12 protein-coding genes are annotated in these 13,286 nt (G+C 47.2%); 6 read left to right on the top strand and 6 right to left on the bottom strand.

Going from position 1 to position 13,286, the window contains the following annotated elements; all coding sequences use genetic code 11:
• Positions 1-99 precede the first annotated feature (99 nt).
• The 4 genes from AF333_RS07480 (at position 100) to AF333_RS07465 (ending at position 5,229) form a co-directional block, all read left to right on the top strand.
• Positions 100-1,779 (top strand): sensor histidine kinase, encoded by a 1,680-nt coding sequence (locus AF333_RS07480; protein WP_043065534.1) that lies wholly within the window; start codon positions 100-102, stop codon positions 1,777-1,779.
• A gap of 3 nt (positions 1,780-1,782) precedes the next feature.
• Positions 1,783-2,577 carry a LytR/AlgR family response regulator transcription factor gene (locus tag AF333_RS07475; RefSeq protein WP_043065533.1) on the top strand — a complete coding sequence of 265 codons (795 nt, stop codon included), beginning with the start codon at positions 1,783-1,785 and terminating at the stop codon, positions 2,575-2,577.
• A gap of 223 nt (positions 2,578-2,800) precedes the next feature.
• Positions 2,801-4,903, top strand: a complete 2,103-nt coding sequence (locus AF333_RS07470; protein ID WP_043065532.1) for a carbon starvation CstA family protein — start codon at positions 2,801-2,803, stop codon at positions 4,901-4,903.
• Positions 4,904-4,968: 65 nt separating this feature from the next.
• Entirely contained in the window at positions 4,969-5,229 is a 261-nt protein-coding gene (locus tag AF333_RS07465) for a CstA-like transporter-associated (seleno)protein (RefSeq protein ID WP_052811994.1), read from the top strand.
• Between the two features lie 42 nt (positions 5,230-5,271).
• Here the strand turns inward: AF333_RS07465 and AF333_RS07460 are convergent, their stop codons facing one another.
• Both AF333_RS07460 and AF333_RS07455 read right to left on the bottom strand, forming a co-directional pair.
• Entirely contained in the window at positions 5,272-5,997 is a 726-nt protein-coding gene (locus tag AF333_RS07460) for a cation:proton antiporter regulatory subunit (RefSeq protein WP_235496209.1), read from the bottom strand.
• Between the two features lie 68 nt (positions 5,998-6,065).
• Positions 6,066-6,500: a DUF2621 family protein gene (locus AF333_RS07455; RefSeq protein WP_043065531.1), complete on the bottom strand. Its 435-nt coding sequence runs from the start codon at positions 6,498-6,500 to the stop codon at positions 6,066-6,068.
• Between the two features lie 295 nt (positions 6,501-6,795).
• Between AF333_RS07455 and trhO the strand changes: the two genes are divergently transcribed.
• Positions 6,796-7,731 carry an oxygen-dependent tRNA uridine(34) hydroxylase TrhO gene (trhO, locus tag AF333_RS07450; RefSeq protein WP_043065647.1) on the top strand — a complete coding sequence of 312 codons (936 nt, stop codon included), beginning with the start codon at positions 6,796-6,798 and terminating at the stop codon, positions 7,729-7,731.
• 71 nt (positions 7,732-7,802) lie between these two features.
• On the opposite strand, the gene AF333_RS07445 is transcribed toward trhO, so the two are convergent.
• The 3 genes from AF333_RS07445 to AF333_RS07435 all read right to left on the bottom strand — a co-directional run bounded on the left by AF333_RS07445 (position 7,803) and on the right by AF333_RS07435 (position 10,750).
• Positions 7,803-9,035 (bottom strand): FAD-dependent oxidoreductase, encoded by a 1,233-nt coding sequence (locus AF333_RS07445; RefSeq protein WP_043065530.1) that lies wholly within the window; start codon positions 9,033-9,035, stop codon positions 7,803-7,805.
• Positions 9,036-9,092: 57 nt separating this feature from the next.
• Complete coding sequence (locus tag AF333_RS07440) at positions 9,093-9,683, bottom strand: TetR/AcrR family transcriptional regulator (RefSeq protein ID WP_043065529.1); 591 nt, start codon at positions 9,681-9,683, stop codon at positions 9,093-9,095.
• A 128-nt stretch (positions 9,684-9,811) separates the two neighbouring features.
• On the bottom strand, positions 9,812-10,750 hold the full coding sequence (locus AF333_RS07435; protein ID WP_043065528.1) for an aromatic acid exporter family protein: 939 nt from the start codon (positions 10,748-10,750) through the stop codon (positions 9,812-9,814).
• Between the two features lie 166 nt (positions 10,751-10,916).
• Between AF333_RS07435 and AF333_RS37160 the strand changes: the two genes are divergently transcribed.
• Entirely contained in the window at positions 10,917-11,798 is an 882-nt protein-coding gene (locus AF333_RS37160) for a methyl-accepting chemotaxis protein (RefSeq protein ID WP_043065527.1), read from the top strand.
• Positions 11,799-11,870: 72 nt separating this feature from the next.
• On the opposite strand, the gene lpdA is transcribed toward AF333_RS37160, so the two are convergent.
• Positions 11,871-13,283, bottom strand: coding sequence for a dihydrolipoyl dehydrogenase (gene lpdA, locus AF333_RS07425; RefSeq protein WP_043065526.1), 1,413 nt, complete (start codon positions 13,281-13,283; stop codon positions 11,871-11,873).
• Between the last annotated feature and the right edge of the window lie 3 nt (positions 13,284-13,286).

The raw sequence follows: 13,286 nt of genomic DNA, 5'->3' as shown, positions 1-13,286 counted from the left end.
ATCCATCTCCTCATATGCTCTCTTTCCCGAATTGACGGGGATTACACGGATGATATACTTTGGGTAACAATGCAATCGGGCACATAAGGAGGTGTACATATGCCGCTGCTTCATCCATTGTTCATCGATTTAGCTGAACGCACCGCCACGCTCGTCGTGCTGGCTTTCTTTCTCTCTCGTTTCCGCTTTTTTCGCCGTATGCTCCGGCGTACAGACGGACCGCGGGACAAAATCATTACGATTATAGTATGTACACTTATCGGCATCTATGGAACGTATGCAGCCATCCCCATCGAAGGGGCTCTCGCGAACTCCCGAGTTATCGGCCCCGTTATGGCAGGACTACTGGGCGGTCCTCTCGTCGGTACGGCAGCCGGCTTTCTGGCCGGGGTACATCGTTATTTTCTCGGCGGATTTACCGATGTCGCCTGCGCCGTCTCAACGACTGTGGAAGGCCTGCTTGCAGGTCTGGTATATCTTAGATATCATCGCCGTTCTATGCACTGGGGTGCCGCATGGTTGGTTGGCTTCATCGCGGAAGGTGTGCAGATGCTAATTATTCTTAGCCTTGCACGGCCATTCGCAGAAGCGTTGCGTCTTGTCGAAATTATTGCATTCCCGATGATGCTCGTCAATGCCTCGGCTATCGCTCTGTTCATTATGATTGTGCAAGCAGCGAAAGCCGAAGAAGAAAAAATCGGCTCTATGCAAGCGCAGCGTGCTTTGCAGATCGCTGATATTACACTGCCAATACTGCGTCAGGGACTCGATGAACATTCGGCTGAAAAGACAGCTCGCGTCATTTATAACATGACCGAAGCTGCTGCGGTAGCGATTACTGACAAAGAATGCATTCTCGCCCATATTGGTGCCGGAGACAACCATCACAACAAAGGGACCCCTCTGCAGACAGAAGCGACGCTCGAAGCTTTACGCAGTCAGAACGTGCTCTGGGCTCATAATAAAAAGGAAATCGGTTGCAGCAGCAAAAATTGCCCCCTTCACTCCGCTATTATCGTCCCGCTCACCAAGAAGGAATCGGCGGTCGGCACACTAAAGCTATATTTTAAGCGGGAGCATGAAGTGTCCATCGTTGATTGGGAATTGGCACGCGGCCTTGCGCAACTGTTCTCGACCCAGCTCGAAATCGCCGATCTAGAGAAACAGGCTTCGCTTTTGGCCGATGCGGAAATCCGGGCGCTGCATGCACAGATTAATCCACACTTTCTCTTTAATGCACTGAATACGATTTCTTCTTTCATTCGCACCAAGCCGGAAACGGCCCGTCGCCTCATTGTAAACCTGGCTGAATTTTTCCGGCGAAATCTGCATCAGGGAGATCGAATTATTACAGTGGAAGAAGAGATGAAGCATGTGGAAGCATATCTCGAAATCGAACAAGCGCGCTTCGGGGATAAGTTACAAGTTAAAACTGACATCCATCCACAAGCCTGGAAACAACGTATTCCTGGCTTAATCCTTCAACCGATTGTAGAAAATGCTGTGAAGCATGGTCTGCTTGCGAAGAAAGAAGGAGGCACCATCCATATTTTTATCGGCAAAGAAAGCCATGTGCTTATCATTCGTGTAACCGATAACGGTGTCGGCTTTTCACCACGTACAAAGACACGCCCCCTATCCGGTATCGGCCTTGCGAATGTGCGAAACCGCCTGCAAGCGCTGTACGGTAACCCGTATGATTTAAAAATTGATAGCAAACCTGGCGGAGGTACCGTCTGTACCATTACCATGCCATGGGAAGAAAGGAATGTATCATAACGTATGCTGCGAGTAGTCATCGTTGACGACGAAGCGCCAGCACGCTCTGAGCTGCGCTATCTACTGGAACAATACGAAGACGTTGAAATTATCGGAGAAGCGGCAAGCGGTGAAGAAGCGCTCGATGTGATCGCTTCACAAAAGCCGAATGTAGCATTTCTTGATATTCATCTTCATGATATCGAAGGGATTGAAATCGCGGAAAAACTGGCCAAAAGTGAAGTAAGTCCGTACATCGTGTATGCTACCGCATACGATTCATATGCGCTGCAGGCATTCGAAACGGAAGCAATGGATTACCTTCTTAAGCCATTCAATGAAGAACGGCTTGATAAGACGCTGGAGAGACTTCGCAAACGAATAAGCCAGGCTCCTATAGATAGAATGGATACATCAGCTTCTCTGGAACAAACATTACGCCAGGTTATCGAAACGATGCAACCTGTAGCCAAATCCTTTATGACCTTCTCCCGCATCCCTGTAGAGAAAGCGACAAGCGTAGCCTTCATTCAAGTGGATGATATTATTTACGCCGCTGCCGAAGGTCGTAACGCGCGAATTTACACAAAGACAGAGAATTATGTCACATCATTCTCCCTTCAGGAGCTGGAAAAAAAGCTGCCGGAGGAAAAATTTTATCGCATTCACCGTACATATATCGTAAACCTTTGTCGAATTATCGAGTTTATTCCATGGTTTAAAGGTACGGTCCAAGTCAGGGTTGACGATGCGGAAGAAACCCTTCTCCCCGTTAGCCGCACACTCGTCAAAGATCTTAAACTTCGTCTCGGCTTCTAACGTTATTACATACACGGGTGCATATGGCTGAGCATTCTATTCTTCTTTTTGCCACATGCACTCGTTCTTGTTACTAGCATCTCTTTTTTTACTGTTCATGCATTGTTTACTACCGTTGATGTAAAATCGATGGCAGACCATAGCCAAGCAAGCTACAATTACATTAAAATTTTAGAAAATTTAAAATCATAAAATTTCAGAGAAAGAAAGAGGGGATTCACAGATGAAAAGCCGTATGCTCTCTATCCTAATCTGGGGTGGGATTTCACTCGTCGGTGCGGTAGCCTGGGGTTGGGTCGCGCTCGTGCGCGGCGAAGAAATCAATGCGGCCTGGCTGTTAGTTGCCGCTCTAGCAAGCTATGCGGTCGCCTATCGGTTTTATAGTCGTTTTATCGCCCATAAGATTTTCAATCTGAATGACAAAAGGGCCACACCCGCCGAAGTGCATAACGATGGTAAAGACTTTGTTCCAACGGACAAATGGGTCGTGTTCGGCCATCACTTTGCTGCGATTGCCGGCGCAGGCCCGCTTGTTGGTCCTACCCTTGCCGCACAGATGGGGTATTTACCCAGCACTATCTGGATTGTCGTAGGGGTTATTCTTGCTGGCGCCGTTCAGGATTTTATTATCCTCATCGGTTCCATGAGACGTAACGGAAAAAGTCTAGGGCAAATCGCGAAGGAAGAAATCGGACCAATCGGCGGCCTGATTGCTATGGTTGGTATTCTTGCCATTATGATTATTCTTATTGCTGTATTGGCACTCGTTGTTGTCAATGCACTGGCCGAAAGCCCATGGGGCACCTTCACAATTGCCATGACCATTCCGATTGCGTTGTTCATGGGTTTCTATATGCGCTATATCCGTCCAGGACGTGTTGGAGAGACGTCGCTTATCGGATTTGCGCTCATGATGCTCGCACTCGTGGCCGGACAATGGGTAGCGGAATCACCTACCCTTGGACCAATGTTTACGTTCAGTCCGGAAGCGCTCGCTATTTTGATGGTTATTTACGGTTTTATCGCATCCATTCTACCAGTGTGGATGTTGCTCGCTCCCCGTGATTATCTTAGCTCGTTCCTCAAAATCGGAACGATCGGATTACTCGGCATTGGCATTATCCTGACGCTGCCGACTTTACAAATGCCTGCGGTAACGAAATTCATTGACGGAAGCGGACCCGTATTCACCGGTAATCTGTTCCCATTCTTATTCATTACGATTGCCTGCGGTTCTATCTCTGGCTTCCATGCGCTTGTATCAAGCGGTACAACGCCAAAGCTTATTGCCAAAGAAAGCCACAGCCGCGCTATCGGTTACGGTGGTATGCTCATGGAATCGTTCGTAGCCATCATGGCGCTCATCGCCGCTACCATTCTGACACCGGGCACATACTTTGCGATTAACAGTCCGGCTGCCGCTATTGGCACGGATGCCGTCACTGCTGCACGCACGATAACGGAATGGGGCTTTACTATCTCGGCTGCTGAACTGACACAGTTGGCGAAAGACGTAGGAGAGAATTCCATTCTATCCCGCACAGGTGGCGCACCGTCGCTTGCGGTCGGTATGTCCGTCATCTTCTCGACAATTCTCGGCGGCAAGGCACTCATGGCTTTCTGGTATCACTTCGCAATTCTGTTTGAAGCGGTATTTATTCTTACAACTATTGACGCCGGTACACGGGTTGGACGCTTTATGGTAAGCGAATTGGTCGGCAACTTCGCTCCGAAATTCAAAGATATGACATGGTTGCCTGGCAATATTATTTCTAGCGCCGTCATCAGTCTGGGCTGGGGATATTTCCTGTATGCGGGCGTTATTGACCCGCTGGGTGGTATTAAGACGCTCTGGCCGCTGTTCGGCATCGCCAACCAAATGCTGGCCGCAATCGCTCTGGCAGTCGGAACGACTATTATATTGAAAATGGGCAAAAAAGCGTACGCCTGGGTTACACTTGTACCGCTCACCTGGCTGCTCACTGTCACGATGACAGCCGCCTGGCAGAAGCTGTTCCATCCCGATCCGGCTATCGGCTTTCTGTCCCATGCTTCTGCTTTTTCAAAAGCACTGGAGCAAGGACAACTGCCTAAAGGCGTAAAAACGATGGAGGCTGCAAAGCAAATGATTTTCAATGACCGCGTAGATGCTGTAATGACCGCGATTTTCGTAGGTATCGTACTCTTGCTTGTCATCGACTGCCTGCGTGTTTGGATTAGCATTCTGCGGGGCACGTATCGTGGTTCTCTTCAAGAAGCACCTTTCGTGGAATCCAAAGGCGATGCCTCTATTTATGGGGGAGGTGGCCATTCACACAGCGCATAGAGTAAAACTTTCATCAGCGGGAGGTTTTACAGTCTGTTGAACCTAGATAAAGGAGGGAATGAACGATGTGGAACGATGAAGCTTGCCCGAAGCAATCGTACGTTCCGCCGGAGAAAGTGAAGGAATTATCAGCTAATCATTCGCTCATGCGGCGGATTCGCTCGACGTTCCGGATGATTTTCGGTATTCCGGATTACGAGTTGTACCTGGATTATTGGCATGCGGCACCGCCGAAGGATAAACAGGCTCCTATGTCTGAGAAAGAATTCTTCCGGCAAGCAATCGAACAACGATACGGCAGCGGAAACCGAACGCGTTGCTGCTAATAAGAAAAAGGCCTGCTTATCCCATCCGGGACGGCAGGCCTTTTACCTTAATAGCTTTTCAGCATCTTCTCCTTCTTCTAGCTCTTCCATATGTTCTAGCTCCATTTCAAACACTCTTTCAATCCCGGAACGGTCACCATACACCAGAAGAACATCACCTTCCTGAACCTTAACTTCGGATAGGTTTCTCCGGATGACTTCGTCGCCGCGCTTAATAAATAGAACATTAATGTCGGCCTCACCCTCGATGCAATCCCCGATGCATTCTCCGATTAGCTTGGAATCGTAAAATACATGCACCTCAGTACACATATCATCCTTCCCCACAAACAATACATCCTCGATAGGGAGCTCATGCATTACATGTACCTTCTGCATATCAGCCTCCAGACGAGTGGTCAAGCGTTCCTGCACTTTTTTCATTTTAGTCACGATAAGAATGACAATAAGCACCCCCATAACGAGCCCAAGCTGGGGAATTCCGGAACGGTTAGCGAGCAATGAACTCAGCGCAGAAATAATGACCGCAAGCGAAAATGCACCGAATAAAATAAGGAAGGCAGCTAGCTTTCTACGCAACGGATGCCGGGCTACCAGCTCTGACTCCCCTGTTGTAAATCCGGTTCCTGTTAGCATGGAAATCGCTTGAAATCGCGCGATATCTTTGTCTAGTCCGGTCATCTTCAGGAGAATGGTTGAAATTTCGACGACAAGTGCGATAATGCCGAAATACATTAGGATGAAGGTGACCTCTATTATCGTAACCATCTCCGTTTCATCAAACATTCATGCTTTTACTTTTCCCCTGCAGAATGTTTTGAAACAATCGGACACCTCTACACATTAATTTTTAGATGTTGCTTATACGGCGAAAAATCAATTTGCTTCTTCTGCAGATGGGCGACCAAAAACTTGTGGTCCCGGGCAGGTGTTGCCAGAATATATCCCTTGATAACAAGGTCAGTCGTTATCTGCTCATCCCCTGCTTCAAGTGCCAGCATCCCGATTTTCCCCGCAATGCTGCGACGAGCTACATCACGAAACAGTTGCGGCACAGGACTGATCAGTTCATCAAGCAACTCTGTCGTTTCGTCTGTCCACATATGACGTGTCCTGTCAATATAATGGTCTTGCCAATCCAGTTCGGACATTCCGTCCTGCTTCGGCATTGATTTTAAGAATTTGCGGAACATGAAGAACCCGCCAATGGCAAGCAATAAAACAAGAAGAACTGTCCAGACGATAATGAAAGAACCGAACCACACTGACATTTCTATAAATCACCGCTTCCCTTTTCGGTAATACTTATGGTACGATATAGTATCGTAACTCAACTTATATAATATGCTTATGTTATTTACAATTACAACCAATCATTATTTCATTTATTTAATAAGTATACCATCACACCTGTTGATTATCCACGGATTGGAAGGGATAAGATGCACGCGGCGGCGTGTTCCCACGTCGTTTTCTCGCAAGGAAGAGATACGACCGCTTTATGGCGCCAAGGCCGGACCGGCAAAACATATAACAAGGAGGAAGATTTCCGTGCAACAAGAGCATTTGGAAACACAAAAGCCATACCGTGTGCTTTTGTTTTATAAATACATCCATATTGAAAATGCGGAGACATTCGCAGCTGAACATTTGGATTTCTGTAAAAATTTAGGTGTAAAAGGCCGTATCATCGTCGCTGACGAAGGTATCAACGGTACGCTATCCGGAACAGAGGAACAAACAGAACAGTACATGGATACGCTACGACAAGATCCTCGTTTTGCCGATATGTTTTTCAAAATTGACGAAGTGGACGAACATGCCTTCAAGAAAATTTTTGTCCGCTACAAAAAAGAGCTGGTAACCTGGCGCTTCGAGCAAGACGTCGATCCGAATAAGACAACCGGCAAATATTTAAGCCCAAAAGAATTCTACGAACACCTGCAACGCGATGATGTTATCGTCATCGATGGCCGTAACGATTATGAATATGAAATCGGACACTTCCGCGGCGCGATCAAACCCGGTGTCAAATCTTCACGCGAGTTTCCGGAATGGATTCGTGAAAACCTCGGAGACTATAAAGATAAGAAAATTATCACGTACTGCACAGGCGGTATTCGCTGTGAGAAGCTGTCCGGCTTTTTGCTAAATGAAGGCTTCACAGATGTGGCTCAGCTGCATGGAGGTATCGTCACATACGGTAAAGACCCCGAAGTACAGGGCCGCTTATTCGATGGCAAATGCTACGTATTCGACGAGCGAATTTCTGTACCGGTTAACCAAACTGAAGAAGCTGTCATTATTTCTGAATGCAAACACTGCGGCAAAAAGAGCGATCGCTATATAAACTGTGCGAATCCATGGTGTAATGTGCAGCACTTCTGCTGTGAAGAATGCGAAGATGAGCACAAGCGCTCCTGCTCCACAGCATGCGCAGAACATGAGGATAATCGCTATGTGAAAGAACAGCTCGCTAAACAAGAAGAAGCCGTTAAATAATCGTGCTGTTATACTACCAAAAGGCCGGAACTTCCCCGGCCTTTTTTCTTTTGAATACTACTATACTTATACTACTGACGGACGAAATAATCGGTAGCAACATGTACAGGCTTTGCCCCAAGCGCCAGCTTATTTCGCATTCTTTCAAATAGCGGTGTATGACTGACAATAGGGACAGCCGTACGCCGAAGTCGTAGCAGGAGAGGATTACGGATACCCAGCATGTTCGCCTGCATCCGTTGAATGCTTTGGATTTGTGCAACGGCTGGACGTCGCTCCTTCTCATACAGATGAAGCTCTCTCTTCGATAGAATTCCCGTACTCGTCCGCAGCGCCTCCATAATGACAGGATGGGCAGCTACTGCATCTTGAATAGCCAAACTATTTCCCTGTCCAGAAAATGGAGAGGCAATGTGCGCGGCGTCTCCGATGAGCAGCAGTCCGTCCTGCACCCAGCTTTTCATCATTGCCACCTGAATATCCAATATTGAGCATTGCTTAAAATCAACCAAATGCTGCGCAAGCCCACTCTGTAAACCCGGTTCCACTGCGCTCAACCGATTGCGGAATTGTTCAATGCCTTGCCTGCGCAATTCATTGTATGTTCCTTTGCGAATCACCCATCCAATTTGCACTTTATCTTTACCCATCGGTATATGAATCAGCATCCCTTCATCTTCAATTTGTATTTGTAACGGATACTTTTTTCCTCCCATGGTCGGCATGTCAAACCATACAAAATCGAATTGATGTTCTTCTTTCTCCTGTTCAATCCCTGCGAGTTTTCGTACGGTAGAATAGCGCCCGTCAGCACCAACTACTACCCTTGTTGACAACTCGAACCATTCACCGCCTCTCCTCACCTGTACACCGGATACACCTTTCTCTCCTTTAATCAAATCTGTCACGACAGTACCACTCATGAAAGTAAAATTATCAAATGCAGATGCTTTATCAATTAAAAACTGAAGCAGCAAAGGCTGCGCAAGATTTACGCCAAAATGATAAGGGCGCGGCAAATCGTCAAACCTTACGGAGAATAGCCTTTTTCCATGATCAATGAAGTGAAAGGCGTCAATTTTTCGGTGAGGCAAAGCAAGTACCCCATCGAGCACGCCCATCTGATCAAATAATTTCATCACACTCGGCTGAAAAAAGTACCCTCGAAACTCGCGATCCAGTTCCTTATGACGCTCTACCAGCGCGACTCTTACCCCACTCCGCGCAAGTAAATATGCCAGCGTACATCCCCCGGGTCCTGCTCCTGCCACGATAACATCAAATTTCAGATCACTTCCACCCATATTTCCCCACCCTTTCGCTTAGTAAGTACTTACTCAATGAACTGGATAAAAAAATAGTTAAGAAATTATTTTGATGAATTGATGAACAGTAACTGTGATATAGTTCTCACGTTCATTCTTATTGTCCTGTACACGATCATGAATAAGAAAATACATAACAAGCGCATTCAGCATATTGCGAATCGCAATGTAAAGCTCATGCTCGCCAATAGTACTGCGTTCTTTTAAAAATCCGGCAAACAATTGTACACCGCGTGCTACCAATTGATTCAGCTTTTCCTGAATAGCTGGATTACGGTGTGATTCACCGAAGAACATTGCAATAAGAGCTTCCTTCTCGTCCAGCAAACGGAACAGCGAACGCAATATATAAGTCAACGCCTCTTCCAGCCCTGTTTCCTCTCGTATTTCCAGTGTGATAAGCCGCAAAGACTCATTTAGTGTATGCCGATCAATTACCGCCCATAGCAGCTCTTCCTTTGACGTAAAATAATGATAAATCAGTCCGTCGGTTACACCAGCCTGACGTGCGATATCCTTCGTTGTACTTGCGGAAAATCCTTTCCTCGAAAACACGGCCAGTGCCGCATCGATTAATTTGGTCTTCGTCTCTGCAGCTTGCAAAGCACGATTTGTTTGTTTTTTCATCGCGTTCTATAGCTTCCTCTCAATTCGTTAAGTATTTACTTAACGAAAATATACTTCTCTCGTTCCATCTCGTCAATAGTAAAAAAAATAGGCCCGCAGCACAGTGCAGACCTATTGCTTTCTATACATCATTGATACGCCAGCAAATAACTTTCCAGCTCATTTAAAATCTGCAGCAGAGCCGCCCTAATCTCGAACTCATCCCGTGTCGTAGGCAGTGGCATTGCTTCGTACTCACGACGCAGAACACGAATCTCATCACGCATCTCTCCAAGCTCCGCATGTTTCCCTCGACCAAGCTTCTCCGCAAGCTTACGCAGCATCACAGCCAACATCTCTCCCTGCACTACGACCTTCTGTACGTGGGATACGAGTGCAAGCATCCGTTTTATTGTCTCGAACTGCTTTTCTTTTTCCTCGAAGTACTGGTAATCATTTATCTCATCGCGAGTCATTGCATTTTCCGCATTCAACAGCGCCTCCGCCTTACCCTGTTCGATTAATTCACTGATGGATAGAATCTCCCGGCCATCCCAGATGTATCCTTCACTTTCGAGATGATTGGCAAGCTGGGTGAACAGTGAGGCGCACTCCCCCGCTAATTTCTCCCTTATTTCCTGCACCCGCTTCTTCCGTGATGGCATATACGCCATGTTAACCAGCAGTGACACCCCCATCCCGGAAAATAAAATCAGTACTTCGTTCCAAATGACCGCAGATGAAATCTCTTCGGCCGCGAACAAATGAAGTGAAACGACCGAACTCAGCACGATACCGCGCTCCGCTCCCGTTTTTACCAGCAACGGTATAACAAGCAACAAAATAAGACCTACAACATAAATACGAAAATCTAGCAGATAAAATAAGCCTGAACCAATAAGAAGCGTAATGCCTGCGGCAAGCGACAGCTTTCCCGCCGCAGCGAGCGAAGCCTTCCGCGTCGCCTGCAGTGTCAAAATAGCAATCACTCCGGCAAACGTATACGTATCGAGTTGAAGAAAATGAGCCAAGTAAATAGAAAACACAACAGCCAGCGCTGTTTTTACAGTACGGAACCCTATTTTCATACAGCCTCCTAAAAAAGAAGTGAACAAGGACTTTATGCTTATAAATAAACCCTTTATCTAATTCCATATTCTCTTATACAAAGTTTTCGTTTATGATTAAAGAAGTATAAAATATCAATAAGAAAAAGAATATCATTTCTTACCGAATAGGAGCGTGTTCCCAATAATGACGGAAATCGCAAAAGACAGAACGCAGCATCTTCATGACGAGTGGACCTCGTTAAAACAATCCTGCCGTTATTTCTATGACATGCTAAATGAAGAAAGTACGCTTGTTCTCTCTGACACGGAAAAAATTATCGGATACTGGGAAGGCAAGCATATTAAGTTCGGCTTCAGAGAAGGAAGCATCATTCCTGAAAATACAGCTCTGCGACGCACGCTAGATCAAAAGCGCAAAATCAGCCGCACTGTCGATCATCAGCAATCAGCGTTTGGCTTTGGATACTTAGCTACAAGTATTCCCCTGTTTGATGAGCAGCGCCGACTTATCGGGGCTCTGGCAGTCTCCACTCCTATCCAAAAGCAGGAAATGCTTAAAAATATGGCATCAGAACTAATGCAAACATCTGAGCAAACGACACAGGCCACCGAGGAGATCGCCGCCGGTGCTACAGGCATGGCGGATGCGGTAGGCGCTCTATCGGTTAACTCGCAGAAGGCTCAAAGCGCGCTAAGCACAGTAGGCAAGGTTATCAACCTGATTAAACAGGTTGCCGATCAGACCAACCTTCTCGCTCTGAATGCCGCAATCGAAGCGGCGCGTGCAGGCGATGCGGGCCGCGGTTTTGCCGTCGTCGCCGACGAAGTACGCAAGCTTGCCTCCAGCACACGAGACAATGTAGAAGAAATCTCGAAGAATCTTATGGAAATGTCGGGCACCATCGAAGAAATCGTGAAAGAAGTCAAAAACCTCGACAGCCTGGCTCAGCAGCAAGCAGCCGCTACCGAACAAATCAGCGCATCCATGGCTTCGCTCGAAGAAAACTCGCGGAAGGTTGCGGAAGTGTCCGAATCTCTCATCCAATGCAAAGTTTCAGATGTGTAACCTCCATTCTTTCCTACAAAAAAAGGCAGGCCGGAATCGATATTCCGACTGCCTTTTTCCATATATCAGACATTACTTGGACAATGAGTGAATACCGTGTCCAAGCGCCGCTTCTGCCGCTTCCATCGTTACTTCGGATAACGTTGGATGCGCATGGATAGTTAACGCGATGTCTTCAAGCGTTGCGCCCATTTCGATGGCAAGTCCTGCTTCCGCAATAAGATCGGATGCTTCTGGACCGACGATTTGCACTCCGAGCACTCGTCCATCCTCTTCATTTGCTACGACTTTCACGAAACCGTCTGTTTCATTGACGCTCAGTGCACGACCGTTTGCCGCGAAGGAGAAACGTCCAGTTTTCACCTTAAATCCTTCTTCTTTCGCCTGCTCCTCTGTCAAACCGACAGTAGCCATTTCCGGATCGGAGAACACGACTGCCGGAATCGCCATGTAGTCAATTTCGCTTGGCTCGCCGGCAATCACTTCGGCTGCCACTTTGCCTTCATATGACGCTTTATGTGCCAGTGCAGGACCAGCCACGATGTCACCGATAGCATAGATATTCGGCACACTCGTTTTGCACTGTTTATCAATCTCGATAAGACCACGATCTGTCAGCTTCATATCGATAGCTTCTAGACCGAGCTCATCCGTGTTCGGACGGCGTCCCACCGTTACCAGGCAGTAGTCTGCCTCGAACACTTCTTCTTTATCCTTGATTTTTGCTGTTACTTTTACGCCGTTTTCTGTTACTTCACTCGATTGTGCCATTGCTTCGGTATGGATTTCTACGCCTAACTTTTTCAGCTTTTTGCGCACCATTTGTACCATCGGTTTCTCGAAACCAGGTAGAATGTTGGCCATACCTTCAAGCACAGTCACTTTTGCTCCCAGTTTGGCAAATACAGTACCAAGTTCGATACCAATATAACCGCCACCAACAACGAGCATTTTTTCCGGAATATGATCCAGTTCCAGCGCTTCGGTTGAGGAAAGAATGCGCTCGCTGAAAGGCAAGGCCGGAATCTCGATCGGACGAGAGCCCGTTGCGATGATGCAATGGTTGAAACGGTAACGGTTCACTTCATAGCCGTGGAACACGCGCACCTCATTCTCGCTTACGAAAAGTGCCTCGCCCGGAATCACTTCCACGCCATTTCCTTTAAGAAGCGTTCCAACGCCGCCAGTCAATTTATTGACGACGCTTTGTTTCCATTCCTGTACTTTTTTCATGTCGACGGATACACCTTCGACATTAATACCGATGCTGCTTCCCTCTTTCGCCTGTTCATACTGCTTGGCGGCGGAAATAAGCGATTTGGACGGAATGCATCCACGGTTAAGGCATACGCCACCAACTTCCGCTTTGTCCACGATCGCTACCTTCTTGCCGAGCTGGGCGGCACGAATCGCCGCCACGTATCCACCCGGTCCAGCCCCAATCACCAGCACGTCGAGTTCTGTTGTAAATTCACCTACTACCATGTA

The sequence above is a fragment of the Aneurinibacillus migulanus genome (assembly GCF_001274715.1).
GTDB classification, from domain to species: domain Bacteria; phylum Bacillota; class Bacilli; order Aneurinibacillales; family Aneurinibacillaceae; genus Aneurinibacillus; species Aneurinibacillus migulanus.
The sequence above is the reverse complement of the archived record's forward strand: the minus strand, read 5'-3'. Positions and strand labels throughout refer to the sequence as shown.

What these genes read in the sequence shown, in the direction of transcription:
- AF333_RS07480 (WP_043065534.1), top strand. Translation starts at nt 100, where the DNA reads ATGCCGCTGCTTCATCCATTGTTCATCGATTTAGCTGAACGCACCGCC.
- AF333_RS07475 (WP_043065533.1), top strand. Translation starts at nt 1,783, where the DNA reads ATGCTGCGAGTAGTCATCGTTGACGACGAAGCGCCAGCACGCTCTGAG.
- AF333_RS07470 (WP_043065532.1), top strand. Translation starts at nt 2,801, where the DNA reads ATGAAAAGCCGTATGCTCTCTATCCTAATCTGGGGTGGGATTTCACTC.
- AF333_RS07465 (WP_052811994.1), top strand. Translation starts at nt 4,969, where the DNA reads ATGTGGAACGATGAAGCTTGCCCGAAGCAATCGTACGTTCCGCCGGAG.
- AF333_RS07460 (WP_235496209.1), bottom strand. Translation starts at nt 5,997, where the DNA reads ATGGTTACGATAATAGAGGTCACCTTCATCCTAATGTATTTCGGCATT.
- AF333_RS07455 (WP_043065531.1), bottom strand. Translation starts at nt 6,500, where the DNA reads ATGTCAGTGTGGTTCGGTTCTTTCATTATCGTCTGGACAGTTCTTCTT.
- AF333_RS07445 (WP_043065530.1), bottom strand. Translation starts at nt 9,035, where the DNA reads ATGGGTGGAAGTGATCTGAAATTTGATGTTATCGTGGCAGGAGCAGGA.
- AF333_RS07440 (WP_043065529.1), bottom strand. Translation starts at nt 9,683, where the DNA reads ATGAAAAAACAAACAAATCGTGCTTTGCAAGCTGCAGAGACGAAGACC.
- AF333_RS07435 (WP_043065528.1), bottom strand. Translation starts at nt 10,750, where the DNA reads ATGAAAATAGGGTTCCGTACTGTAAAAACAGCGCTGGCTGTTGTGTTT.
- AF333_RS37160 (WP_043065527.1), top strand. Translation starts at nt 10,917, where the DNA reads ATGACGGAAATCGCAAAAGACAGAACGCAGCATCTTCATGACGAGTGG.
- lpdA (WP_043065526.1), bottom strand. Translation starts at nt 13,283, where the DNA reads ATGGTAGTAGGTGAATTTACAACAGAACTCGACGTGCTGGTGATTGGG.